This is a genomic window from Citrobacter rodentium NBRC 105723 = DSM 16636 (assembly GCF_021278985.1).
Taxonomy (GTDB): domain Bacteria; phylum Pseudomonadota; class Gammaproteobacteria; order Enterobacterales; family Enterobacteriaceae; genus Citrobacter_A; species Citrobacter_A rodentium.
In genome coordinates this window covers 549577-573388 of sequence record NZ_CP082833.1, presented here as the reverse complement: position 1 = coordinate 573388, position 23812 = coordinate 549577, and the positions used below count along the sequence as shown (strand labels likewise).

Genomic DNA, 23812 nt, shown 5'->3' with positions numbered 1-23812 from the left:
ATAGCGCAGGAAAGCCTGTTGCTGTTCAGGCCGGAGTAGTAGCCCCCATTCTGCAATTTTCTCGGTAAGCAGCTTATGGGTATGAAAGGCCAACGAGGCTTCCACCTGTCGGATATAGCGGTGAAGTTCTGGCTCCAGGCTGATTTGTTGTAACAACCTTTCTCGTTCGTGACGGTCGGGCTGGATCCGGGTCATCAGTTGGCGATAGGCCTGCAATAACTGGATATGCTTTGGACTCAGTTTTTCCTGAACAGGCACGGCTGCCACATCAATTCCCCGCAGCGCATCAATTTTGTCATCAATAAATTTCATTATGACGATACGTCCGAAGATATCTTTGAGACGGGCATCATGCAGGCGCGGGCTGTCTGTCCATATAGTGAGTGAATCTGACACACTTTTAAGTATATGGAGGGGGAGCGTCAGGGCATATTCCGGGGCGCGGTTAAACAGCAGATGAATATCTTTAGCAGTAGGTACCTGGATATTCTGGAAATGACGGAACATAGCCTCTCGGATGGAGTGAACGGTTGCTTTAGCATTATCCCCGGTGAACTGTTCCAGCATCTGTGTCAGTGCAGCATCCATTTTGGTGATGTCCGCCAGGGTGGGCGATGTTTTTTCGGCCAGTTTCTTCAGGCCATACATCAGATGAGGTGCGACCCTGGACTGTACTTTCTTGTCATGAGATGACCAGAGATCCATCATGCTGATATCACGTTGTGTGAAATCGCTCATCAACCAGGGGGCTGGTTGTTTATCCGGTAGTGGTTTCATTTTTAATGTCGCAGGCAGATTATCCTGCAGCTCCCTGTGCAGAATGTATACCTCATTTTTTGCCTGGTCACTGGTCAGATGTTCCCAGAGAGCATGCAATTTATCATCAATCTCCGAGAGATATGTCTGGGAGATATTTGCATGATTACGGATCTGTCTCTTAAGATGATTAATACTGTTGGTTATAGAGGGAAATATCACTTCTACCGCCTGCTGCTCCTTGCTCAGCCAGCGAGACAGATGAAGAACAGAGGTAAAGCTGGATTCTGGTAAATTTACAGCTGGGGCAACAGGAGCGGGAATATATTCCGGCAGTGGTTTCATTTTGAACGATCGATAACCCGCCGCAGTAAGATTTTCCTGTAACTCCCTGAGCAGAGTGTAAACCTCACTTTTTGCCAGTTCACTGGTCAGATGTGTCCAGAGAGCATGCAGTTTATCATCAATCTCCGAGATTTTTTTCTGGGAGATACCTGCATAATAACGGATCTGTCTCTTCAGATAATTAATACTGTCGTTCATATTGGGAAATATCATTTTTACCGCCTGCTGCTCATTGCCCAGCCAGCGAGACACATGAAGAGAAGAGGTAAAGCTGGCTTCTGGTAAATTTACAGCTGGGGCAGCAGCAACAGGAGGGGGAACAGGAGCGGGAACGGCAATATATTCCGGCAACGGTTTCATTTTTAATGATGGATTGCCTGCCGCAGGCAGATTTTTATGCAGATCCCTGAGCAGAGTGTAAACTTCACTTTTTGCCAGGTCACTGGTCAGATGTTCCCAGAGAGCATGCAGTTTATTATCAATATCCATAAGACGTTGTTGGGATATATTACGATGATTGCTGATATCTGCCTTCAATTTGGAAATATTCACCTGTATATGGGGAAGTATTTGCTTTAGTGCCAGTTGATCGCTATCTGACCAGCGAGACACATGAAGAGAAGAGGTAAAGCTGGCTTCTGGAAAATTTACAGCTGGGGCAGCAGCAACAGGAGGGGAACGGGAACAGGAACGGGAACGGCAATATATTCCGGCAACGGTTTCATTTTTAATGATGGATTGCCTGCTGCAGGCAGATTTTTATGCAGATCCCTGAGCAGAGTGTAAACTTCACTTTTTGCCAGGTCACCGGTCAGATGTTTCCAGAGGGCATGCAGTTTATTATCAATATACGTGAGACGTTGTTGGGATATATTACGATGATTGCTGATATCTATCTTCAATTTGGAAATATACACTTGCATATTGGGAAGTATTTGCTTTAGTGCCTGTTGATCGCTATCTGACCAGCGAGATAGGTGTAGAGAAAAGGTAAAGCTGGCTTCCGGCAATGCTGCCCGGGGATCAATAATATACTCCGGCAGGGGGCGCATTTTTAATGATGGATTACCCATTGCAGGCAGACTGTTCTGCAGTTCCCTGAGCAAGGTATAAATCTCATTTTTTGCCAGTTCACCGGTCAGACTCGTCCAGAGTGTGTGAAGTTTACCATCAATCACCGTAAGTCGATCCTGAGAGATATTTTCATTATAGCGGATATCTGTTTTCAGATGATTAATCGTGCTGACCATTGTGGGGAATATAGCCTTTACTGCCTCCTGGTCATTACTCGACCAGTGAAGCAGATGTAGAGGAGCTTCTGGTAATCTAACCGGATGGATTACTACATATTCCGGCAGTGGTTTCATTTTTAACGATGGATTACCCGCCGCAGGGAGATTTTCCTGTAACTCCCTGAGCAGAGTGTAAACCTCAATTTTTGCCCTGTCACTGGTCAGATGTTCCCAGAGAGCATGCAGTTTATTATCAATCTCCGTAAGTCGATCCTGAGAGATATTTTCATGATTGCGAATACTTTCCTTCAGATGACCAACAGTTCTAATCATACGAGGGAATATCTCTTCTACTGCCTTCTGCTCATTGCTTTGCCAGCGGGAAGGATAAAGGAAAGAGGTAAAGCTGGCTTCTGGTAAATTTACTGCTGGGGCTGCAGCAACAGGGGCGGGAATATATACCGGCAGTGGTTTCATTTTTAACGATGGATTACCCGCCGCAGGGAGATTTTCCTGTAACTCCCTGAGCAGAGTGTAAACCTCACTTTTTGCCTTGTCACTGGTCAGACGTTCCCAGAGAGCATGCAGTTTATTATCAATCTCCGTAAGTCGATTCTGAGAGATATTTTCATGACTGCGAAAACTTTCCTTCAGATGACTAACAATTCTAAGCATACGAGGGAATATCTCTTCTACTGCCTTCTGCTCATTGCTCTGCCAGTGGGAAGGATGAAGGGAAGAGGTAAAACTGGCTTTCCGGGAGGAGAGTATTTTTAACGATGGATTACCCTCAGCAGGTAGATTATCCCCCTGATGTCTTGCGCGCTTTTCTGCCAATTCTACATCATTATCTGTCTCAATGGGCCGTTTCCCCCCTCTGGATGATGATGCAACTTCTCCATCTTCCCCTCCTGCACGTTTAACCCGGCGACTTCTTTTTTCAGTATGTGATTCAATGTGAGTAAGTTCGGTTTCCTTGTGTAAAGAGCCTAATACCGGTGAAGGGGGATATTCCCTTGGTGAGAGTGAAGAGGACTCAGTCAATGGGTATTTAGTTGCCTGGTAAATACGGGAAGTAACCAAAAGCAGGTTATGAAGTAAGGAGGATTTCCTGTTTCCTGAGTGTTTGACGAGATGGGAGAGGTTGCTTATTTCTTCCGCATTATGAGGTCGTAGGTCTCGTTGTATCATCGCCCCAATAGCGACGACGTCTTCAGTTGAATTATTTTGGTTAACAAGATAATTATAATATCCCAATCGCGAAGTCGTAAGTGATGCCTGGTTATTTCTCAGTGTCTTAATAATTCTTCCACTGGAAGATGGTCGAGGACTATTATTTTTTTGTTCCTCTGGTATGTAAGTAATAGAGCCTTTTGGGGCAGAAAGTGTGTTAGTGCTTTGTTGTGGTAATCTCATTGCGAATATTATCCTTATACCGTTTTTTTAGTTTTGTAGTGGCCAGCTAAATTGACCACCGTTTTAGAGTGTTCCTGGCCTACTATCTTAAGACTGACTTTGATTTTTAAGTTAATGTTACCAGATGACGCCAATATTCCTTTGATTTGCTTATAGTGCTGGCCAGTTCTGAATCAGGGACAATATCCTCATCTGTAGAAACAGCATTAAGGCTTCCTGAATCGCCACGGATAATCCAGACACTTATGAGCCGTTGATAATATTGATTTTCATATTCCGTCGGTGGCATTTGATCACTCGAACCATGCCGACGCTTACTATTATAAAACATTTCGATGTAATCAAAAATATCGCTTCGGGCTTCTTCCTGCGTTCCGTAGATCTTTTTCTTTATCCGTTCACGCTTCATCAGCCGCAAGACCCGGTTAATCCCACCTTGATGCCCGCTATCTTTCAGGTCAAGATGGATCTTGCGATAGCCATAAACGCAACCGGGCTACAGCCAGAATTGTTTGATTTGTCCTGTCAGCCTGAGATGCGCCTGCTGAAGCCTGGCGTAAAACCCACCCGGATGAACATTCAGCAACCGACAGAGCAGACGAACAGGCCAACAATAGGAGTTGTCACGGATAAAGGCGTACTTCAGTCGGACAGCTTTGCGAAGTATGCCGCAGCTTTTTTTAATATGTCCCGTTCGTCAGTAACCCGCTTCAGCGCCTTCTGGAGTCGGCGGATCTCAGCCTGAGCATCTGACGGTTCTTTGTTGGTGAAAGAGTCCGATCCGTACTTCTTTATCCAGGCATAAAGACTGTGGGTAGTGATATCGGGACGTGTTGCAACACTGTAAACAGAATGACCACAAGCAACAACCTGTTTAACTCCTTCAATTTTAAACACTTCAGGATAACTGTCAACGACGGGTAAAAAGTGAACCACTTACATCTCCACCGACGGTCTAATATTGATCCACCGTTTTACTCAGGATTAGCTTCAGTGATAACCCCGGGCTTTCTTTTCTGTTTAAGTCGATAGCTCTCTCCTTTTATCTGAATAACGTGTGAGTGGTGTAAGATCCGGTCCAGCATCGCCGATGTCAGTGCCGCATCTCCTGCGAACGTTTAATCCCACTGCCCGAACGGCAGGTTAGATGTCAGGATCATCGCTCTCTTCTCGTAACGTTTGGCGATGATCTGGAAGAACAATTTTACTTCTTCCAGGCTGAACGGCAGATAGCCTATTTCATCTATGATGAGCAGCTTCGGCGCCATCCCACCACGGTGAAGCGTTGTTTTATAGCGGTCCTGGCGTTGCGCTGTAGACAGCTGAAGCAACAGATCCGCCGCTGTTGCGGGTGTACTGCACCATCCGCTCCACTTTGCCTTTTGTCTGTGCCCGAACCGGGTAGCCAGTTGGGAAGATGTTCAACGACTGAAGTGTACAAGGCGTTTGCTTTCTGGCTGAAGTATTCTCCGGTGACAGCCTGTACCGCCCCTGCGTGGTGGATATTACCCCGGAATCCATGAAATTCTGTGTTGACTATATCTCTGGCGGAACAGGCAGCGTTGGTTAAATCGGTGGAGCGGGATATGAAGATTGTCGTGGTTCGGTTTAACCGCGAGTACAATAAAAAAGAGGGTGGAGATAAACAGGACATGCCCCGTACGGGAGTGCGGGGCTGTTTAAGAAGTAATGATTGATTGACCATTAACAACCGTAGCTATTAGCATTCAATGTTAGATTAAGTTATGGTTATCTTGTGATTTATGCATATCTTTCGATATGCGATACCGAATGACAAACGTTACTATGATGCATTTGCTTGTTGTATGTTTTCAGGTTGACCATATGTCCTGTCAATTAAACCAACTGGCTCGATGGGAGCGTTTTGGGGAATAATCCAACCACTTTCGCTTATACTGCCTCTTGTAAGATATTTCACCCTTACTTTGACAATAACTAAGTGATGTCCACGGCTAAATCGGTCGGCAACACTAATATCTGTTGTATATTCAGGTTCAATTCTTCCACTTTTTATTTGCAATTTTGCAATATCTTCAGAAACCGGATTTACATTTGGGTTTGCAATTTCGGCTCCTCCAGCGGTACTATAAGAAACAATGTTTTCAGCCTGAGAGGCAATAGTTCCTCGGCATAATGTCACCTCTGTCATTCCCGCCTCAATATCACCACTTTTAAATTTACTGTAAATGTTTTGTACATTCTCTTCTTCGCTAGGGTATAAATCTTCTGATATTGCAGGCAAAGTTTCCTCTAACTCAGGTGAATCATCAGTAATATCCAGAAGTTCCTCATCATATCCTATATCACCTTCTTTCAACTCTGAGTATGGCTTATCCGTATGCCGGATAAGCCCTCCTCCTTTTAATCCTTCTGCTTGATAAAAGCTACCATCGGAACTTTTATAAAACTTTACAATTGAATTTTTTCCGTTGTCGGTAAATGTTCCACAGTAAATTTCTGAGTTTGATTCTTTTATTAATTCTAATTCTCTATTATTGTATGTTATTTTGTTTGGTGTCTCTTTCGATAAAGGCTGGAATGAGTGCTGTTTTCTATAAAAACCATCACCAGATCGTTTGTAGTATCCATAGTTTTCATTGTTAAACCCCGTAGCACTATACAGCTCATTATTTTCTGTGGTCATTAATTCTAAAATTTTTTTAGTGATTTTTTGATAAATAAAATCAGTATTTTCTATTGACTCTATTACTCTATAAGATGAGCCGCGTTGCAGAGGTTCATTAATTAAATTTTTATTAATTTTTTCCTCAACAAAACGAAGACCTATGTATTTGCTATTTGACGATTTTTTTGTGAATTTCGACTCGGCTACCGGAACTGCTTCCATACCAATACGTATTGCATCTTGTATGTAGCTACATACATCCGTAGATTTTTCAACAACAGCGTGGTTTAGTATACTGCTAGTTCCTGCTAAGGCGTTAAATCCAGGGACCGCACTCATTACTATATTCCAGATAGTACCTAATAAATGAAGTCCATTTCTTGATGCAGGACTAAGTGACGATAATGCTCGATGATGCCACTCATCGTCAATGTCAAAACTTAACTCGATTAGTCCTCCAAGCCCTTCCTGAATAACTTTGTTAAAACCATAGACAAATCCCTGACCTCCATTCAGGGTTGATATCTTTGTTTTGAACATCTCGAGAGCCAGAATTTTTTTTGCATGTTGTTCTTCTGATGACATCCAACTGGATTCTGTTATTTCATTAATCTGATGGATAAATCCAGTAATGGCATCTCTGACCATTTTGTTTGTATCCATTAAACCTAATAATTCACAATCCTGAATATGACTTTCAATATGCTTTTGTGCTTTATAGTGAGCCTCCGCCCATGAGAGCTGTTTTTCTGTTGCTAATATCATTAACCATGGGTTGCAGTAGTTTTTTTGTGAGTTTAATTTTAATATTTTTGATTTTATTTGATTCGAAAGGTCATTATTAGTAATTATTGCTAGTGATATTTTTTCTATTATACTTTCATTAATATGTCTCTGGTGATGTTTGCACCGTGTTACAATCTCATTTAATATAAGACGATGATACTTAACTCCATAAGAGGAGCACAGGATTTTATCACCGCCATCTTTTGATAAGTGATGGATTACTAATTGAGCGATTTTAAATAGATGTTCAAAATCTCTTTTGCTTAGTTTTTTATTTGATTTTAGATCATGTAATGCCACTGATAAGAATATAGATTCTTTACCGTATAGATTATCAAAATGTAGTGGTGCACTATGTGAAAACTTCTGTCTCACAGTTTGCATATAATGATTTGCTGGTTCTGACCTTATGATCCCACCTTTTTCAGGAGGAGCATAGTCTAAATCAAATGGTAGCGGGTGCACGATTATATCTCGCGCAAACGTTTCATATATATTGTACTCATACTCTCGGTGTTTTTCTATGAAATCCTGGAAAAAAACAACTCTTCCGCTATTATATTCTATTTCAAATTTGTAAAAGTGTTGTTTCATTATTTCAACTATGTAATTTCTTGCAGCATCTCTGCCATTACGAGTCCAAATCCCTGTTTGAGAAAATGCAAGTAATTCATGATACCCTCTTATGTAATTTTCTAGTTGCAGTTCTAGCTCTAAGTTAGTCAGCAAGTTGTAAAGAGAGGCTGCTTTTTTTAATATAAACTCATTGATTCCTTTTACAATGGAACTGCTTTTGGTTTCAGCAGGTGCAGAATGTTCTTCAGGAAGAGACCTTGAATGCCTGACATTTATTTTATCTAATGAATTCGAATTACCGCTATGTTGGTTATTATTTAATGTTTGAAATAAGCCTGAGGTAAGCAATAATCCATTAAGTGCGATTTTTTTAAACTGAATTCCTTTTTTTTGCGAGGGAATGGGATCAAGTTCTTTATTTTTTATATAACTATCAAAAAACTCTTTCTGAAGGGTGCTTCCCTTTGATATGACTTGTTCAATATTATCTATTTGTTTAGTCGAATTTTCGCAATCGTATAGTTTGTATTTATCTCTCACAGAAGCATGTTGAAATGATTTTGAAGTGTGAGCTATTGCCTGGGGGGATAATTCCTTAAAAATTATATTGGTATATGTGTCAATATCATCATAACCAAGGATGTCTGGGTTGCTGATATGTTTCAAAAAGAAATTCAACAATATTTTTTCTGGTGATATTTCTTCTAATGATTCTGTTTTAGGGACAATAAAATTTCCCTTTTCATCAAGTGCAATGAATAGTTCACTTACACTATCTTCTTTTTTATTGTATGCAAAAGTATTGGTAATGTATATTTGGCATTTATTTATATCGTAGTTTGGTAAATTGTCAGTATGGTAGTTTACCAGGCGTCTGAATGTTGGGCTATTTGAGTATTGAAACTGTAATATTCTTGTTATGTTTTCTTCTATAATGTTACTGCATGGTTGAAAATAAATGTCATACAGATTTAAATTGTAGTAATTTTCATTTGTGGCTGTTTTGTCAAAATCGTATTGTTTCTCTGTTATTTTAGAAATCTGATCGTTAAAAATATTGTCATTATTGAATTTTGATAATGTTTTTAGGTATTTTTCTGTATCCCAGGATTTAATATCTTCAGTTTTTGATAAGGATGTTGGTGCATGCAAAGTATTATACACTATAGGCGGCATTTTGTCCTCGTTTGAAAGTGATCATGTTTGCTATCAAATGTTAGGGCTGAAGGTAAATCGTGCGAAAATATGTATATAAGCCACAAATTATGATATTATATCCCATAGTTGTTTCTCATCTTTAATGATTTTTATATCAGAACAACTTTGATTTGTAAAGAGTATAATTAACATCATTACCTGACAGTTTTTACTGATAATTTATAATTAACTTTAGGATTATTTACAGTAGTAACTTATCATAATCAAAATTAATGGCTTTTTTATTCCTTATTCCTTATTCCTTATTCCTTATTCCTTATTCCTTATTCCTTATTCCTTATTCCTTATTAAATATTTAAATCATTTTCTCCCGACGGGAGGGGTACCTAATCGCTCAAAAACGCTCTATTTCTTTTAATGGGGTAGTTGTTAGTGATTCATCTTGTAGTGGCATACGAATTTGGCCACCTGAACAGAGGTGATATGCTCACCTCAGAACATTACAGGTGCTCCAGTGAAAAGAAGAAATTTCAGCGCAGAATTTAAACGCGAATCCGCTCAACTGGTCCTTGATCAGAACTACACCGTTGCAGATGCAGCCAGTGCTATGGATACCGGCCTTTCCACATTGACGCGATAGATGAAGCAGTTGCGTGATGAGCGACAGGGAAAAACACCAAAAAGATGGGGCGCTGGCTTGCTGGCAGGCTAATGAAAGAACCGGGGCTGGTCAGTTGTCAGCAGCCGGCTCATCGGTATAAACGTGGTGGCTATGAGCACGTCGCAATCCCGAAACACCCTGAGCGGCAGTTCGCAGTGACAGAGCCAGACCAGGTGGGGTGCGGTGATGTGACCGGTATCTGGACAGGTAAGCGCCGGGCGTACCTCGCCGTTGTTCTCGACTTATTCGCAAGAAAAGCAGTGGGCTGGGCAATGTCGTTCTCGCCGGACAGCAGACGCACCATGAAGGCGCTGGAAATGGCATGGGAAACGCGCGGTAAGCCCGTTGGAGTGATGTTCCATAGCGTCCAGGGGAGCCATAACACAAGCAGACAGTTCAGGCAGTTACTGTGACGGAACCGAATCAAACAGAGTATGAGTCGACGTGGAAACCGCCGGGATAACAGCGCGATGGAGCGCTTCTTCAGGAGCCTGAAGAATGAATGGGTACCGGTGACGGGTTACATAAACTTCAGCGATGCAGCCCACGCCATAACGAACTATATCGTTGGGTATTACAGTGCGCTCAGACCGCATAAATATAACGGTGGGTTACCCCCAAACGAATCGGAAAACCGATACCGGAAAAACTCTAAAACAAGAGTGCATGTCAGGCTGTTTGAGGCATCTTCAACCAACTTCGGTAATTGTTGCTGGAGACTCAAGATCCCGACAGGAATAGTGAAGCCATATTCAGCAAGCAGAGAACGCGGCTGGTTAGCCAGCGCCGTTCTCTGCTCAACCATCGGTTGACGAGTGCTCCGAAGCGCCTTGATATCCTGCTGTTCTGTGGTCTTTACAGAAAAAATGAATACCGGGGCGAAATGCTGTCTCGCAAATTGCCAGTGTATCATTGGCATCATTTTTCTGACTACGGACAAAAGCTTTTACGTGTTGTGCTGGGGTGAGTCTGACGCAATAGCCCATAGATGCGAAGGTTCACCACCGGAAATGCGAAGTGGCGCAGGCTTCCATAGCAACAAGAGTTCCAGGTTCAAACTGTCGGATATTATCCGGCAATTAAGAACGAGAGACTTTTTGTGCCATGCGACGGAGCCATAGACCATCCAGACGCAGACCTGAAAATTGATTTGGCGATACCAATACCAACAACTCTAATCGTGCTCATGTGATTTACTCCCGTAGCAAACGCTGAGAGTAAAAGTATGGCACTGGCTGCTTCAGGAAAGGGCGTCCATCACATCACTACAGGCAGCATTAATTGGGCGATCTTGTGAATCAAATAGGAGGTACATATTTTTAAGATGTATGCCATCCTTGTTCCTGGATGTTAAGTTCTCACCATCTTTAGACAGGCTAAGGGCAAGTGTTGCCTCAATAAACATATCTCCGGCGTTTAAATAACGTACAGACATAGTAACCTCCCATCGATCCTAAATTCACTTTGAGGCAGGAGGCTTTGTATCATTACTCGAAATATTTTTGAGAGATCAAATGTGGGTATTATACCAGAGAGAAAAAGTGTGAGGGGCCAGGTGTCATGCCAGACGCCGTCAATTCGTTGCCCCATTTTTCTCTCCTTTATACCTTTTGCCACTCAGGCCGCCCTGAAGCAACGCCAGAACCGTTGGGTATGGATAGCAAAAACGAGGAGATGCCTCCTCGTTTTACGTTCATAAAGTATAGCGTGATTACCACTTTTTATTCAGAACGCGGTCGATACTGAACGCGCCCGGACCGGTGATAGCCAGCAGCAGGAAGCCGCCTGCGATAGTCATGTTTTTCATGAACATCAGCGAGTTAACGCCTTCGGCAAAGTTGCTGTGAAAGATAAACGCGGTCAGCAGAGTGAAGCCTGCGGTAAACAGCGCGGTGGTGCGGGTGAGGAAACCGAACAGAATCGCCAGACCGCCGCCAAACTCAAGCAGGATAACCAGCGGCAATATCATGCCAGGCACGCCCATGGCTTCCATGTATTGTTGGGTACCTGCGTAAGCGGTGATTTTTCCCCAGCCTGCGGTAATAAACAGGACTGGCATCAGAATACGCGCGACCAGGATACCAACATCTTCTAATTTTTTCATTTTACTCTCCAGGAAAACCGTTCCGGCTGCTGTTTTGTTTTTTAGCGCAATTCCGCGGACTTTCACGTCATTGCTGTCGATGGAGAGAATCATAGATGTGAGGAATAAGAATTGTTAGCAAGGAAAACTGTCAAATTTCTTCAAGAATTTTGATGCTAATAAAAGGCGTTGCCAATTGACGACTCACCTTGTAGGCCCGATAAGCGAAGCGCCATCGGGCAGAAAGAAGCCTGCCTACGAATTCAGCGTCTTTTTAAACAAACGCCAGGCGGTCCACGCCCCGAATCCGCGTCTTGCCCAGCGTACCAGCATATTCGGATGACGTACGGTCCAGATCGCCATCACGCTGCTGCCGACCAGCGCCCAGGAGCGCAGGCTCAGCAACGTATTCCAGCCCCGATCGTAAGCGCCCGTGGCTTCCAGCCAGTCGCGGCGGCTGGCCGAAAGATCCAGCCTTTGCTGCTGGATCTCGCTAAGCAGTCGGGCCTTACGCTGCGCACGTTCGACTTTACCGCTCACGGCTCTCCTCCTCGAGAATTTGCCGGTCATTCGCCAGTTCGTGGCGCGTATGACGCAGCAGGCTGGACTGGCGCGCTTTGCGCAGCGACCATATGCCGCCAATCAGCGCCAGCACCAGCAGCACGACCGTGGTGGCGATCATCGCATTAAGCCGATACTGCGGGTCAATTGCCCAGATGATCAGCACCATCAGGCTCATTAAGCCAAATGCAGCGAAAAGCATGGTCAGCCCCAGCATCAGCAGCAGCTGAAAGAGGTTAGCCTTTTCTTCCTCAAGCTCAACCACCGCCAGACGCAGACGGGTTTCCACCATCTCTACCAGAATCGAGACAATCCGCTGCCCGATGCCCAGAACGCTTTTACCGGGCCCTTGCGCGTGTTGAGAATCCGCCATAATCAGCGACGCGACAGCAGCATGCCCAGCACTACGCCAACCGCGGCGCCGATACCTACGCCCGCCCACGGATTCTCGCGCACATAATCATCCGCTCGCGAGGCCGCTTCACGGGTCTGACGGGCAATGGCATCGCCGGTTTCACCCAGACGGTAGCGGCTCTCTTTCAGGGCGCGTTCCGCTTTACTACGAATCTTACTCAACTCTTCTTTCGATTTTTCGCCTGAGGAATTCAGCACCTCTTCCAGCGTATCGGTCAGGGATTTCAACTCAGCGCGCAGATGTTCCGATGTTGTATCTTTCGACATAGTTTTTCTCCAGGTGAGTAAGGGGTTAGGTGACTTAATATTTGCGAGCTTCCAGTTCTTTCAGCTCAGCCTGCGCTTCCGCCAGTTTGCGTTCACGTTTGGCAATTTTGTCCGCATCGCCTTTTTGCTGCGCCTCAATGAGATCCTGTTTGCGTTCAGCGATCTCTTCTTTCTGCTCAGCGATTTTTTCCTGATGATCGGCGCGAAGTTTGCTGTCGCTGCAGTTAGCTTTGACTTCACTTAGCGCTTTCTTCAGCCCATCGATACGGTGTTGATTATTGTGCTTTTCGGCGTAGCTGATTTCCCGCTGAATATCCTGCTCTTTCTCCTGACAGAGCGTGTTAGCGTAGCTGCCTGCACTGAGAGCGAAAAGGGTAATAGCTAAAGCGATGCGGTATTTCATACTTGAACCTTCCATTGTGATTCGATTCCGTGTATTCGGAAACGAGAATCCAGTTTGCAAAAGCGATGGCTGAAGCCACCGCTTTATTAAGCATAGACAGTAACGGTGAAATCACCAAAGCGGGTGATATGATTCGGATTCCTGGAAATTATCCCATCCGGTGAGGGGCGTCGCGTAAACGTGACAGCCACTGGACGGCCTGGCTGGCATTCTCCCGCTGGGCGATGATGTAGCCGCGGGGGAGCGTTTTGTCGAGCACCGCTTTGGCGGCGGCGCTCTGCGCGCTGGAATCGAAAGTGATCAGCAGCGTGTCATTTTCGGGCGTAATACTTTTAAAACGAATGCCGTGGGCATCCAGATGATGCCAGATAGAGAATCCGTCCGGCATGCTGGCGCCCTGATGTATGGAGCGGATCGCCAGCGTCGACTCCTGCTGACGTACGGCAGACCAGAACAGCATCCCGGTACCCAGCACCATCAGCAGCATTGTGCTCCAGGCAAGGTGTCTGAGCGTTACGCGTGGTTTACGCATCCTTTACCCTCGATTTCCATATTTCTTTTTCCATAGCACCACCAGGGAACCGCCGAGGCCAAAAAACAGCAGCACCACCGGCAGCAGCATCAGGCATGACATCAGCTGATCTTCGTATTTCAGAAAGACCGGCGTCTTGCCCAGCAGGTATCCCAGCGTGGTTAAGATCAATACCCACAGCAGCCCGCTCATCCAGTTAAAGAACTGAAAGCGCGCATTATTAAGCCCCGAAAGCCCTGCGATGGTCGGCAGCAGGGTACGGACGAAAGCGATGAAACGGCCAATCAGCAGCGCCGAAAGTCCGTGCTTATGAAACAGATGGTGGGCGCGCTGATGATAGTGCGCAGGCAGATGCGACAACCAGTTTTGCACGATGCGGGTATTGCCCAGCCATCGTCCCTGGATATAGCTCAGCCAGCAGCCGAGGCTGGCCGCAACGGTCAGCAACAGAATGGTTTGCGGGTAGCCCATCGCGCCCTTCGCAATCAGAACGCCGACTAACACCAGCAGACTGTCGCCGGGTAAAAAGGCCGCCGGTAGCAGCCCGTTTTCCAGGAACAGAATCATAAATAAAACAAAATACAGCATGCCAATCATTGAGGGATTGGCCAGAGTTTCAAAATCCTGCGCCCACAGGGCATGCAGTAATTGAGTCAAAAGTTCCATTCAGTATTCCTGGTGAATCGGTTAACGTCACGCCGGTTTCAGGAGTTTACTGCGCCGCATGATTTTTATCTTATTGGTACTGGAGGCGGACAACGCAAACTCACGGCCTGAACTCGTCCCTGTTAAGTTGTGAAGTAAGCAAGCACTAACAAACCTGAATTCGATTTGCATCTAATTGTAACAAAGGTCAACGAAGTCCGTTATAGAAATTACATGTCCCTGAAAGCTGATTTTGCTGATCGACGGGAGGTGAGGCGAGAGGATTTACACAGGCTGACACTTTATATCTTTCGCTTACTGTCGGCAAAACAGGCGCAACGAGGCGCCTGCTGAATCGAGACGGGTTATTTTACCGCGCTGGCGGCGGTATCAAGATGAACTACCGGATTTTCGGCAAAAAGATAGCGGTCGGCGTTAAACTCGAAATCATCGCTGGTTTCATTAAACAGCATGATTTTGGTGTTCTCAAGATGCTGCCACATCGCCAGCTTGGCGGCGTTGGGATCTTTGCGAATCAGCGCTTTGAGGATTTTGTCGTGGTCGTCGCACCAGTTATCGACGGTGCGCGCGTCAATATGCTCGTGCAGTTTTTTCCAGTACGGGTTGTGGCTGCGCTGAGTCCACATCTTTTCCACGATGGCCGCCAGCGCGGTGTTTTGCGTGGCCAGCGCCACCTGAATGTGAAACTGCAAATCCCATTCCGAGTCGCGGAAACACTTTTCATTACGCGCCTGTTCCTGGATCGCCATCAGTTTCATGATGTCCTGTTTGGTCACCTGAGTGGCGGCGAATTCGGCAATGTTGCTTTCAATAAGCTGGCGCGCCTGCAACAGCTCAAAAGGCCCGTAGTTAGCAAACTCCAGCGACTCGTCGGTGGCCTGCTGATAGCGCGGCTGATTCGAGATGACATGAATGCCGGAGCCTTTGCGCACTTCCACAAAGCCTTCGACTTCCAGCATGATGATGGCTTCACGAACCACGGTGCGGCTGACGTTTTTTTCATCGGCGATAAAGCGTTCTGCGGGCAGCTTGTCGCCCACCAGGTAAACGCCCTGTTCAATGCGCTCTTTCAGATCGGCGGCCAGTTGTTGATACAAACGTCGTGGTTCAGTGATTTCCATATGCGCTCCAGGCATGATGCGGCAGACTCTATTTGTTATACCACTTTCGCGAGTTTTGCTCTACTCGCAGGGACGAAAAAGCCGCCCTGAACGGGCGGCCTGGCGTTGCCGGATAGCGTTATTGCGACTTTATCCGGCCTCTGTAGGCCGGGCAAGCGAAGCGCCCCCGGCATATGCGTTTCTCTTTCTCCTGACAGGAGACGCAGTTAGCTCTGAGTCGCAGGCTTATTCATCTGCGGACCGGAGTCCACATCGCTGGCCGATTTGTTTTGCAGCACGGTCCAGATAACCAGCGCGCCTAACAGGTCAAACACCGCCAGCACCGCGAACAGCGGGCTGAAGCCGATGGTGTCGGCCAGCGCGCCGACCACCAGGGCGAACAGGGTGCTCGCCAGCCAGGCGGACATACCGGTCAGACCGTTAGCGGTGGCGACTTCGTTACGGCCAAAGACGTCAGAAGACAGCGTGATCAGCGCACCGGACAGCGCCTGGTGAGCAAAACCGCCGACGCACAGCAGCATGATGGCGACATACGGGCTGGTGAAGAGGCCGATCATGCCCGGGCCAATCATCAGCAGCGCGCCGAGGGTGACCACCATCTTACGTGAAACAATCAGGTTAACGCCGAACCAGCGCTGGAACAGCGGCGGCAGGTAACCGCCGACGATGCAGCCGAGGTCGGCAAACAGCATCGGCATCCAGGCGAACATGGCGATTTCTTTCAGGTTAAAGCCGTACACTTTAAACATGAACAGCGGGATCCAGGCGTTGAAGGTCCCCCAGGCCGGTTCCGCGAGGAAGCGCGGCAGGGCGATGCCCCAGAACTGGCGGTTGCGCAGGATCTGCAGCAGAGACATTTTCTTCGCGCTGTTGGTCTGGTGCTGCGCTTCCTGACCGCTGATAATGTAGTCGCGTTCTTCATCCGTCAGCTTCTTCTGGTCGCGCGGATGTTTGTAGAAAATCAGCCATGCCATCGCCCAGATAAAGCTCAGGGCGCCGGAGATGATAAACGCCATCTGCCAGCTGTGCATGACAATCGCCCACACCACCAGCGGCGGTGCGATCATCGCGCCAATGGAGGAGCCGACGTTAAAGTAACCTACCGCAATGGAGCGCTCTTTCGCCGGGAACCACTCAGAGCTGGCTTTCAGACCTGCCGGGATCATCGCGGCTTCCGCTGCGCCGACCGCGCCGCGCGCCAGCGCCAGTCCGCCCCAGCTGCCTGCCAGCGCCGTTGCGCCGCAGAAAACGGCCCACAAGATGGCAAACATCGCGTAGCCTACTTTGGTGCCCAGTATGTCAAGAACATAGCCGGCCACAGGTTGCATGACAGTGTAAGCAGCAGAGTAGGCTGCGATGATATAGGAATACTGTTGGGTGGAGATGTGTAACTCTTCCATCAGAGTTGGCGCAGCTGCCGCCACAGTGTTACGCGTCAGGTAGCCCAGCACGGTGCCGAGCGTCACCAGTGCGATCATGTACCAACGTAACCCTTTAATTTTACGCATGTAAAACCTCATCGTTTGTTATTTCCGCAAACTCGCGGCCATCATCCTGCCCAGGGCGGAAGATGTTCTTGTAACGAAGGGCGTAACCGAAAAAAAAAGCCGGTACTCCCCCGAACGTTGCCATTAAGTTGTTGTGCTAATTCGGTTTCCGTACCGGTCAATCCGATGATGAATTCATCGGTAATTTGCATTCCGTCGGCTTATAAGTCGCGACGGCAGAAAGATAACTTGTCATACAGCTTTAAAAGGTGAGAGCCATCACAAAAGTGTGATTCTTAGTGTGGACATTCATTCGATTCAGCAACGCCAGTACTGGCGCGGCCTGGCGCTGTGTTTACTCCTTTGAGAGTAAATTATTTGTCAGCATTTATTGATCTATCTCACGAAAATATCTTCGGCCTGTAGAAATTGGTGTGATAACTTTGTCAGCATCGCAACATAAGCAATCAGACGCACTCGTTGAGAGGAAGACGATAATGACTCCGTTTATGACTGAAGATTTTCTGCTGGATACAGAATTTGCCCGCCGCCTGTATCATGATTACGCGAAAGACCAGCCCATTTTCGATTACCACTGCCATCTGCCGCCGCAGCAGATCGCCGATGACTACCGTTTTACTAACCTGTATGACATCTGGCTGAAAGGCGACCATTACAAATGGCGCGCCATGCGCACCAACGGCGTAGCCGAGCGGCTGTGTACCGGCGATGCGTCGGACCGCGAGAAGTTTGACGCGTGGGCGGCCACCGTTCCGCATACCATCGGCAACCCGCTGTACCACTGGACCCACCTGGAACTGCGTCGCCCGTTTGGCATCACCGGTAAGCTGCTGTCGCCGTCTACCGCCGATGAAATCTGGAATCAGTGTAATGAACTGCTGGCGCAGGATGCCTTCTCCGCGCGCGGCATCATGCAGCAAATGAACGTGAAGATGGTCGGCACCACCGACGATCCGATCGACTCGCTGGAGCACCACGCCGCCATCGCGAAAGACGGCTCTTTCAACGTGAAAGTGCTGCCAAGCTGGCGTCCGGATAAAGCCTTCAATATTGAGCTGGCGACCTTCAACGATTACATGGCGAAACTTGGCGAAGTGGCCGATACCGACATCCGTCGTTTCGCCGATCTGCAGACTGCGCTGAGCAAACGTCTGGATCACTTCGCGGCCCACGGCTGTAAAGTGTCCGACCATGCGCTGGACGTGGTGATGTTCGCTGAATCTAACGAAGCCGAACTGGACAGCATCCTGACGCGCCGCCTGGCGGGTGAAACCCTGAGCGAGCATGAAGTGGCGCAGTTCAAAACCGCGGTACTGGTGTTCCTCGGCGCGGAATATGCGCGTCGCGGCTGGGTACAGCAGTACCACATCGGCGCGCTGCGCAACAACAACCTGCGTCAGTTCAAACTGCTGGGGCCGGACGTTGGCTTTGACTCCATCAACGATCGTCCGATGGCGGAAGAGCTGTCAAAACTGCTCAGCAAGCAGAACGAAGAGAATCTGCTGCCGAAAACCATCCTTTACTGTCTGAACCCGCGCGATAACGAAGTGCTGGGCACCATGATCGGCAACTTCCAGGGCGAAGGGATGCCGGGCAAGATGCAGTTCGGTTCCGGCTGGTGGTTCAACGACCAGAAAGACGGTATGGAGCGTCAGATGACGCAGCTGGCGCAGCTCGGTCTGCTGAGCCGCTTTGTAGGGATGCTGACCGACAGCCGCAGCTTCCTCTCCTATACCCGTCACGAATACTTCCGCCGCATTCTGTGCCAGATGATTGGCCGCTGGGTGGAAGCGGGCGAAGCGCCGGCGGATATTCAACTGCTGGGCGAGATGGTAAGAAATATTTGCTTTAACAATGCGCGTGACTACTTCGCCATTGAACTGAACTAAGGTCCGGGGTTGATATGCAATACATCAAGATCCATGCGCTGGATAACGTTGCGGTAGCGCTGGCCGATTTGGCGCAGGGCACTGAAGTGAACGTTGATAACCACACCGTAACGCTACGTCAGGATGTCGCACGTGGTCATAAATTTGCGCTGAGCAATATTGCGCATGATGAATACGTCATTAAGTATGGTCAGCCCATCGGCCATGCTCTGGCGGACATTGCGGCGGGTGAACATATTCACGCCCACAATACTCGCACCAATCTGAGCGATCTGGATGAGTATAGCTATCAACCTGAATTTCAGGACCTGCCGCCGCAGCCGACGGATCGCGAGGTTCAGATCTACCGTCGCGCCAGCGGAGAAGTCGGCGTGCGTAACGAGCTGTGGATCCTGCCGACCGTGGGCTGCGTTAACGGCATCGCGCGGCAGATCCAGAATCGCTTCCTGAAGGAAACCAATAACGCCGAAGGCACCGACGGCGTTTTCCTGTTCAGCCATACCTATGGCTGTTCCCAGCTGGGCGACGATCACATCAACACCCGCACCATGCTGCAAAACATGGTGCGCCACCCGAACGCCGGGGCGGTGCTGGTGATTGGCCTCGGCTGTGAAAACAATCAGGTGGATGCATTCCGCGAAACGCTGGGCGACTTCGACCCCGAGCGCGTTCATTTCATGATCTGTCAGCATCAGGATGATGAAGTGGAAGCCGGGATCGAACATCTGCACCAGCTTTATAACGTGATGCGTCACGACAGGCGCGAGCCGGGTAAACTGAGCGAGCTGAAGTTTGGTCTGGAGTGCGGCGGTTCTGACGGGCTTTCCGGTATTACCGCCAACCCGATGCTGGGCCGTTTCTCCGACTATGTGATCGCCAACGGCGGCACCACTGTGCTGACCGAAGTGCCGGAAATGTTCGGCGCTGAACAACTGCTGATGAGCCACTGCCGCGACGAAGAAACCTTCGGCAAGCTGGTGACGATGGTGAATGACTTTAAACAGTATTTCATTGCCCATGATCAGCCGATTTATGAAAACCCATCGCCGGGCAATAAAGCGGGCGGCATTACCACCCTGGAAGACAAGTCGCTTGGCTGTACGCAGAAAGCGGGTTCCAGTCAGGTAGTGGACGTGCTGCGCTACGGCGAACGTCTGAAAACCCACGGGCTTAACCTGCTGAGCGCGCCGGGCAACGATGCCGTCGCCACCAGCGCGCTGGCGGGGGCAGGCTGCCATATGGTATTGTTCAGCACCGGTCGCGGAACCCCGTACGGCGGTTTCGTGCCGACGGTGAAAATCGCCACCAACAGCGAACTGGCGGCGAAGAAAAAGCACTGGATCGATTTCGATGCCGGACAGCTTATTCACGGTAAAGCAATGCCGCAGCTGCTGGAAGAGTTTGTCGATACCATCGTCGAGTTCGCCAACGGCAAGCAGACCTGTAATGAGCGTAATGATTTCAGGGAACTGGCAATCTTTAAAAGTGGCGTGACATTATAAAGTGTCGGATAAAATGCCGGATGGCGGCTTACGCCTTATCCGGCCTACGATCGAGAGATACATTGTAGGCCGGATAAGCGCAGCGCCATCCGGCGTAACACAGGCACGGCTCGTAGGCCGGATAAGCGTAGCGCCATCCGGCGTAACACAGGGAGTGTAGGTCGTTGATAACCGCGTATTGGCTGGCTCAGGGCGTGGGCGTTATCGCGTTTTTGATCGGCATTACCACCTTCTTTAACCGCGACGAGCGCCGCTTCCGGCTACAGCTTGCGGTCTATAGCGCCACTATCGGCGTACACTTCTTTCTGATGGGCGCCTGGCCGGCGGGCATCAGCGCCGAGCTGAATACCATCCGCACCCTCGTTTCGATGCGTACCCGCAAACTGTGGGTTATGGCGCTGTTTATTTTCCTCACCCTGGCGCTCGGGCTGGCAAAACTTCAGCATGCAATGGAGCTGCTGCCCATTATCGGGACGCTTGCCAGCACCTGGGCGCTGTTTCGCTGCAAAGGGTTAACGGTTCGCTGCGTAATGTGGTGCGCCACCGCCTGTTGGGTGGTACATAACTTCTGGCTGGGATCGATTGGCGGCACGTTAATCGAAGGGAGTTTTCTGCTGATGAACGGCCTTAACATTATCCGCTTCTGGCGCATGAAGCGCCGCGGTATCGACCCGTTCAGAATTGAAAAAAGCGTACAGGGAGAAAACCCTTCCGCCCGATGACGGAAGGGCAGAGGGTTTAGCCACGCAGCGCGTTGTTCGCCAGACGCTCATCTTCCGCCTGGCAGGCCGCCGCGGTAAACAGCACGTCGGTAGAAGAGTTAAGCGCTGTTTCGCAGGAGTCCTGCAGCACGCCGATGATGAAGCCGACCGCCACAACCTGCATGGCGACATCGTTCGGAATGCCAAACATATTACAGGCCAGCGGGATCAGCAGCAGCGAACCGCCCGCCACGCCGGACGCGCCGCAGGCGCAAAGCGAAGCCACCACGCTCAGCAGCAGCGCCGTCGGCAGATCTACCGGGATCCCCAGCGTATGTACCGCCGCCAGCGTCAGCACGGTAATGGTGATCGCCGCGCCGGCCATATTGATGGTCGCGCCCAGCGGAATGGATACTGAATAGGTATCGCGATCCAGATTCAGCTTTTCACACAGCGCCATATTCACCGGAATATTCGCCGCGGAGCTGCGGGTAAAGAAGGCGTACACGCCGCTTTCACGCAGGCAGGCAAAGACCAGCGGAAACGGGTTGCGACGAATTTTCCAGAACACCAGCAGCGGGTTGATCACCAGCGCCACCAGCAGCATACAGCCAATCAGCACCACTAACAGCTGCGCGTAACCCCACAGCGTGGAGAAACCGGTGGTTGCCAGCGTGGAAGCGACCAGACCAAAAATACCAATCGGCGCGAAACGAATCACCAGCTTCACCATAAAGGTAACGGCGTTGGACATATCGTTGACCAGGTTTTTGGTGGTGTCGTTACCGTGACGCAGGGCGAAGCCCAGGCCCACCGCCCATACCAGGATACCGATATAGTTAGCGTTCAGCAGCGCATCGACAGGGTTAGACACCATGCTCATCAGCAGGCCGCGCAGCACTTCGACAATGCCGGACGGCGGCACGATATCACTGGCGCTGCTGGTCAGATGCAGCGTTGACGGGAAGGCGAAGCTGAACACAACGGCCGCGAGCGCCGCTGAGAACGTCCCCAGCAGATAAAGAAACAGAATCGGGCGGATATTGGTTTTTTGTCCATGCTGGTGGTTGGCGATAGAGGCCATCACCAGCATCAGAACCAGAACAGGCGCGACGGCCTTTAATGCGCCGACGAAAAGCGTGCCCAGTAAACCTACGGCTTCCGCTGCCGGTTTAGAAATCCATGCCAGTAGAACCCCCAGTACGAGGCCCACTAAAATTTGTTTTACCAGACTCCCCTGCGCCAGGCGCTGGAACATCCCCGGTGTACGTTGCGTAGTCATTTCTCGATCCTTACAGTGTGATATTGCTCGTCCGCCGTGCGCTCTTATGGCGCATCTTTCCGGATGTAACAAAGTGTTTGCCTGGTCGAGTATAAGGAAAGATAAAACTTCGGGAAGCGAAAAATGCTGGAATTTATGCTGCGATCATATTTTATAACTTCATATTAACAGATGTGTGACATAATGAGCAAAAAATGACCGGGTGGACAACATGCCACCCGGCGCAGGAGAGGATTAAGCCTGTTGCTGCTTATCGCGCTGATGGTTCACCCACGCATTAATAAGCAGCGTCACCACCAGAATGCCGAACACCACGCCCAGCGAGATGGCAATCGGGATGTGGTAGAAGTCGACGATCAGCATCTTAATACCGATAAACACCAGGATCACCGCCAGACCGTATTTGAGCATCGCGAAGCGCTCCGCCACGCCCGCCAGCAGGAAGTACATCGCGCGCAGGCCGAGGATCGCGAACAGGTTCGAGGTCAGCACGATGAACGGGTCGGTGGTCACCGCAAAAATGGCCGGGATACTGTCGACCGCGAAAATGACGTCGCTCAGCTCCACCAGAATAAGCACCAGCATCAGCGGCGTGACGTACAGCAGACCGTTTTTCCGCACGAAGAAATGCTCGTTCTCAATGGTGTCGGTCATGCGCAGATGTCCGCGTAGCCAGCGGACCACCGGCTTGTCGCCAATTCCGGACTCGTCCTCTTTCGCCGTCGCCATCTTAATACCGGTAAACAGCAGGAAAGCGCCGAACACATACAGCATCCATTCAAACTGAGAGATAAGCCAGGTGCCGGCGAAAATCATAATGGTACGCAGGATAATGGCGCCCAGCACGCCGTAGACCAGCACCCGACGCTGTAGCGCAGGCGGCACCGAGAAGTAGCTGAACAGCATCAGCCAGACAAAGACGTTATCGACGGCCAGCGATTTTTCAATCAGATAACCGGTGAGGAAGGCAAGCGCCTGCGGATCGGCGACCGCGCGCCCTTCGGTTTGCGCCAGATACCACCAGAAGGCGGCGTTAAACAGTAACGAGAGAGTAACCCAGACGAGGGACCAGGCTGCCGCTTGCTTCATGGTCATCGTGTGTGCGCCACGACGCCCCTGAAGAAAGAGGTCGATAGCCAGCATGATCACCACAACGACAGCGAATCCGCCCCATAACAACGGTGTGCCGACAGTATTCATAGATATTCCTTACACATAAAAAAACGGCTGACGTCGGAAGACGCCAGCCGCTGCTTTTTACATGCATAGACCTCGCCTTCCGGCAAGGTCTCACTTACAACAAAAC

18 protein-coding genes and 4 pseudogenes are annotated in these 23812 nt (G+C 49.0%); 5 read left to right on the top strand and 17 right to left on the bottom strand.

Annotated elements, in window-relative coordinates; all coding sequences use genetic code 11:
- Positions 1-1748: 1748 nt before the first annotated feature.
- The 3 genes and pseudogenes from K7R23_RS02550 to K7R23_RS02540 all read right to left on the bottom strand — a co-directional run.
- Positions 1749-3749, bottom strand: a complete 2001-nt coding sequence (locus K7R23_RS02550) for a hypothetical protein (RefSeq protein WP_232796110.1) — start codon at positions 3747-3749, stop codon at positions 1749-1751.
- Positions 3750-3987: 238 nt separating this feature from the next.
- Positions 3988-4685 (bottom strand): annotated as a pseudogene (locus tag K7R23_RS02545) (transposase); the annotation flags it as partial.
- 38 nt (positions 4686-4723) lie between these two features.
- Positions 4724-5095 (bottom strand): annotated as a pseudogene (locus K7R23_RS02540) (ATP-binding protein); the annotation flags it as partial.
- A gap of 45 nt (positions 5096-5140) precedes the next feature.
- Between K7R23_RS02540 and K7R23_RS25905 the strand changes: the two are divergent.
- Positions 5141-5446, top strand: a pseudogene (locus K7R23_RS25905) (hypothetical protein); the annotation flags it as partial.
- 107 nt (positions 5447-5553) lie between these two features.
- Here K7R23_RS25905 and K7R23_RS02535 read toward each other — a convergent pair.
- Positions 5554-8934 carry a DUF4765 family protein gene (locus K7R23_RS02535; protein ID WP_012908650.1) on the bottom strand — a complete coding sequence of 1127 codons (3381 nt, stop codon included), beginning with the start codon at positions 8932-8934 and terminating at the stop codon, positions 5554-5556.
- A 496-nt stretch (positions 8935-9430) separates the two neighbouring features.
- Here K7R23_RS02535 and K7R23_RS02530 point away from each other — a divergent pair.
- A pseudogene (locus tag K7R23_RS02530) lies at positions 9431-10233 on the top strand (IS3 family transposase); the annotation flags it as partial.
- Here the strand turns inward: K7R23_RS02530 and K7R23_RS02525 are convergent.
- The 11 genes from K7R23_RS02525 to K7R23_RS02475 form a co-directional block, all read right to left on the bottom strand.
- Complete coding sequence (locus K7R23_RS02525; RefSeq protein WP_231851588.1) at positions 10152-10490, bottom strand: hypothetical protein; 339 nt, start codon at positions 10488-10490, stop codon at positions 10152-10154. The pseudogene K7R23_RS02530 and the gene K7R23_RS02525 overlap by 82 nt on opposite strands.
- A 327-nt stretch (positions 10491-10817) precedes the next feature.
- Positions 10818-11012, bottom strand: a complete 195-nt coding sequence (locus tag K7R23_RS02520; protein ID WP_012908651.1) for a hypothetical protein — start codon at positions 11010-11012, stop codon at positions 10818-10820.
- Positions 11013-11288: 276 nt separating this feature from the next.
- Positions 11289-11681: a DoxX family protein gene (locus K7R23_RS02515; protein WP_024133082.1), complete on the bottom strand. Its 393-nt coding sequence runs from the start codon at positions 11679-11681 to the stop codon at positions 11289-11291.
- Between the two features lie 234 nt (positions 11682-11915).
- Entirely contained in the window at positions 11916-12200 is a 285-nt protein-coding gene (locus tag K7R23_RS02510) for a YqjK-like family protein (protein WP_012908653.1), read from the bottom strand.
- Positions 12190-12594 carry a phage holin family protein gene (locus tag K7R23_RS02505; protein WP_012908654.1) on the bottom strand — a complete coding sequence of 135 codons (405 nt, stop codon included), beginning with the start codon at positions 12592-12594 and terminating at the stop codon, positions 12190-12192. The genes K7R23_RS02510 and K7R23_RS02505 overlap by 11 nt, the downstream gene beginning before the upstream one ends.
- Before the next feature lie 2 nt (positions 12595-12596).
- Entirely contained in the window at positions 12597-12902 is a 306-nt protein-coding gene (locus tag K7R23_RS02500; protein ID WP_012908655.1) for an ElaB/YgaM/YqjD family protein, read from the bottom strand.
- 34 nt (positions 12903-12936) lie between these two features.
- On the bottom strand, positions 12937-13305 hold the full coding sequence (locus tag K7R23_RS02495) for a DUF1090 domain-containing protein (RefSeq protein ID WP_012908656.1): 369 nt from the start codon (positions 13303-13305) through the stop codon (positions 12937-12939).
- Positions 13306-13453: 148 nt separating this feature from the next.
- A complete protein-coding gene (gene mzrA, locus K7R23_RS02490; protein ID WP_024133083.1) occupies positions 13454-13837 on the bottom strand; it encodes an EnvZ/OmpR regulon moderator MzrA in 384 nt (127 codons plus the stop codon).
- Between the two features lie 3 nt (positions 13838-13840).
- Positions 13841-14503 (bottom strand): DedA family general envelope maintenance protein YqjA, encoded by a 663-nt coding sequence (yqjA, locus tag K7R23_RS02485; RefSeq protein WP_012908658.1) that lies wholly within the window; start codon positions 14501-14503, stop codon positions 13841-13843.
- A 344-nt stretch (positions 14504-14847) separates the two neighbouring features.
- The gene (gene exuR / locus K7R23_RS02480; protein WP_012908659.1) at positions 14848-15624 is read right to left on the bottom strand and encodes a transcriptional regulator ExuR; all 777 of its coding nucleotides are present in this window, start codon (positions 15622-15624) and stop codon (positions 14848-14850) included.
- Positions 15625-15830: 206 nt separating this feature from the next.
- The gene (locus K7R23_RS02475) at positions 15831-17132 is read right to left on the bottom strand and encodes an MFS transporter (RefSeq protein ID WP_024133084.1); all 1302 of its coding nucleotides are present in this window, start codon (positions 17130-17132) and stop codon (positions 15831-15833) included.
- A gap of 476 nt (positions 17133-17608) precedes the next feature.
- On the opposite strand from K7R23_RS02475, the gene uxaC reads away from it, so the two are divergent.
- From uxaC to K7R23_RS02460, 3 genes are all read left to right on the top strand, one after another.
- On the top strand, positions 17609-19021 hold the full coding sequence (gene uxaC / locus K7R23_RS02470; RefSeq protein ID WP_012908660.1) for a glucuronate isomerase: 1413 nt from the start codon (positions 17609-17611) through the stop codon (positions 19019-19021).
- 14 nt (positions 19022-19035) lie between these two features.
- A complete protein-coding gene (locus tag K7R23_RS02465) occupies positions 19036-20523 on the top strand; it encodes a UxaA family hydrolase (RefSeq protein ID WP_012908661.1) in 1488 nt (495 codons plus the stop codon).
- Between the two features lie 167 nt (positions 20524-20690).
- Positions 20691-21245: a YgjV family protein gene (locus tag K7R23_RS02460; RefSeq protein WP_024133085.1), complete on the top strand. Its 555-nt coding sequence runs from the start codon at positions 20691-20693 to the stop codon at positions 21243-21245.
- Between the two features lie 16 nt (positions 21246-21261).
- On the opposite strand, the gene sstT is transcribed toward K7R23_RS02460, so the two are convergent.
- Positions 21262-22506 (bottom strand): serine/threonine transporter SstT, encoded by a 1245-nt coding sequence (sstT, locus tag K7R23_RS02455; RefSeq protein ID WP_012908663.1) that lies wholly within the window; start codon positions 22504-22506, stop codon positions 21262-21264.
- A gap of 234 nt (positions 22507-22740) precedes the next feature.
- Positions 22741-23706: a TerC family protein gene (locus K7R23_RS02450; protein ID WP_012908664.1), complete on the bottom strand. Its 966-nt coding sequence runs from the start codon at positions 23704-23706 to the stop codon at positions 22741-22743.
- Between the last annotated feature and the right edge of the window lie 106 nt (positions 23707-23812).

What these genes read in the sequence shown, in the direction of transcription:
- K7R23_RS02550 (WP_232796110.1), bottom strand. Translation starts at nt 3,749, where the DNA reads ATGAGATTACCACAACAAAGCACTAACACACTTTCTGCCCCAAAAGGC.
- K7R23_RS02535 (WP_012908650.1), bottom strand. Translation starts at nt 8,934, where the DNA reads ATGCCGCCTATAGTGTATAATACTTTGCATGCACCAACATCCTTATCA.
- K7R23_RS02525 (WP_231851588.1), bottom strand. Translation starts at nt 10,490, where the DNA reads ATGATACACTGGCAATTTGCGAGACAGCATTTCGCCCCGGTATTCATT.
- K7R23_RS02520 (WP_012908651.1), bottom strand. Translation starts at nt 11,012, where the DNA reads ATGTCTGTACGTTATTTAAACGCCGGAGATATGTTTATTGAGGCAACA.
- K7R23_RS02515 (WP_024133082.1), bottom strand. Translation starts at nt 11,681, where the DNA reads ATGAAAAAATTAGAAGATGTTGGTATCCTGGTCGCGCGTATTCTGATG.
- K7R23_RS02505 (WP_012908654.1), bottom strand. Translation starts at nt 12,594, where the DNA reads ATGGCGGATTCTCAACACGCGCAAGGGCCCGGTAAAAGCGTTCTGGGC.
- K7R23_RS02500 (WP_012908655.1), bottom strand. Translation starts at nt 12,902, where the DNA reads ATGTCGAAAGATACAACATCGGAACATCTGCGCGCTGAGTTGAAATCC.
- K7R23_RS02495 (WP_012908656.1), bottom strand. Translation starts at nt 13,305, where the DNA reads ATGAAATACCGCATCGCTTTAGCTATTACCCTTTTCGCTCTCAGTGCA.
- mzrA (WP_024133083.1), bottom strand. Translation starts at nt 13,837, where the DNA reads ATGCGTAAACCACGCGTAACGCTCAGACACCTTGCCTGGAGCACAATG.
- yqjA (WP_012908658.1), bottom strand. Translation starts at nt 14,503, where the DNA reads ATGGAACTTTTGACTCAATTACTGCATGCCCTGTGGGCGCAGGATTTT.
- exuR (WP_012908659.1), bottom strand. Translation starts at nt 15,624, where the DNA reads ATGGAAATCACTGAACCACGACGTTTGTATCAACAACTGGCCGCCGAT.
- K7R23_RS02475 (WP_024133084.1), bottom strand. Translation starts at nt 17,132, where the DNA reads ATGCGTAAAATTAAAGGGTTACGTTGGTACATGATCGCACTGGTGACG.
- uxaC (WP_012908660.1), top strand. Translation starts at nt 17,609, where the DNA reads ATGACTCCGTTTATGACTGAAGATTTTCTGCTGGATACAGAATTTGCC.
- K7R23_RS02465 (WP_012908661.1), top strand. Translation starts at nt 19,036, where the DNA reads ATGCAATACATCAAGATCCATGCGCTGGATAACGTTGCGGTAGCGCTG.
- sstT (WP_012908663.1), bottom strand. Translation starts at nt 22,506, where the DNA reads ATGACTACGCAACGTACACCGGGGATGTTCCAGCGCCTGGCGCAGGGG.
- K7R23_RS02450 (WP_012908664.1), bottom strand. Translation starts at nt 23,706, where the DNA reads ATGAATACTGTCGGCACACCGTTGTTATGGGGCGGATTCGCTGTCGTT.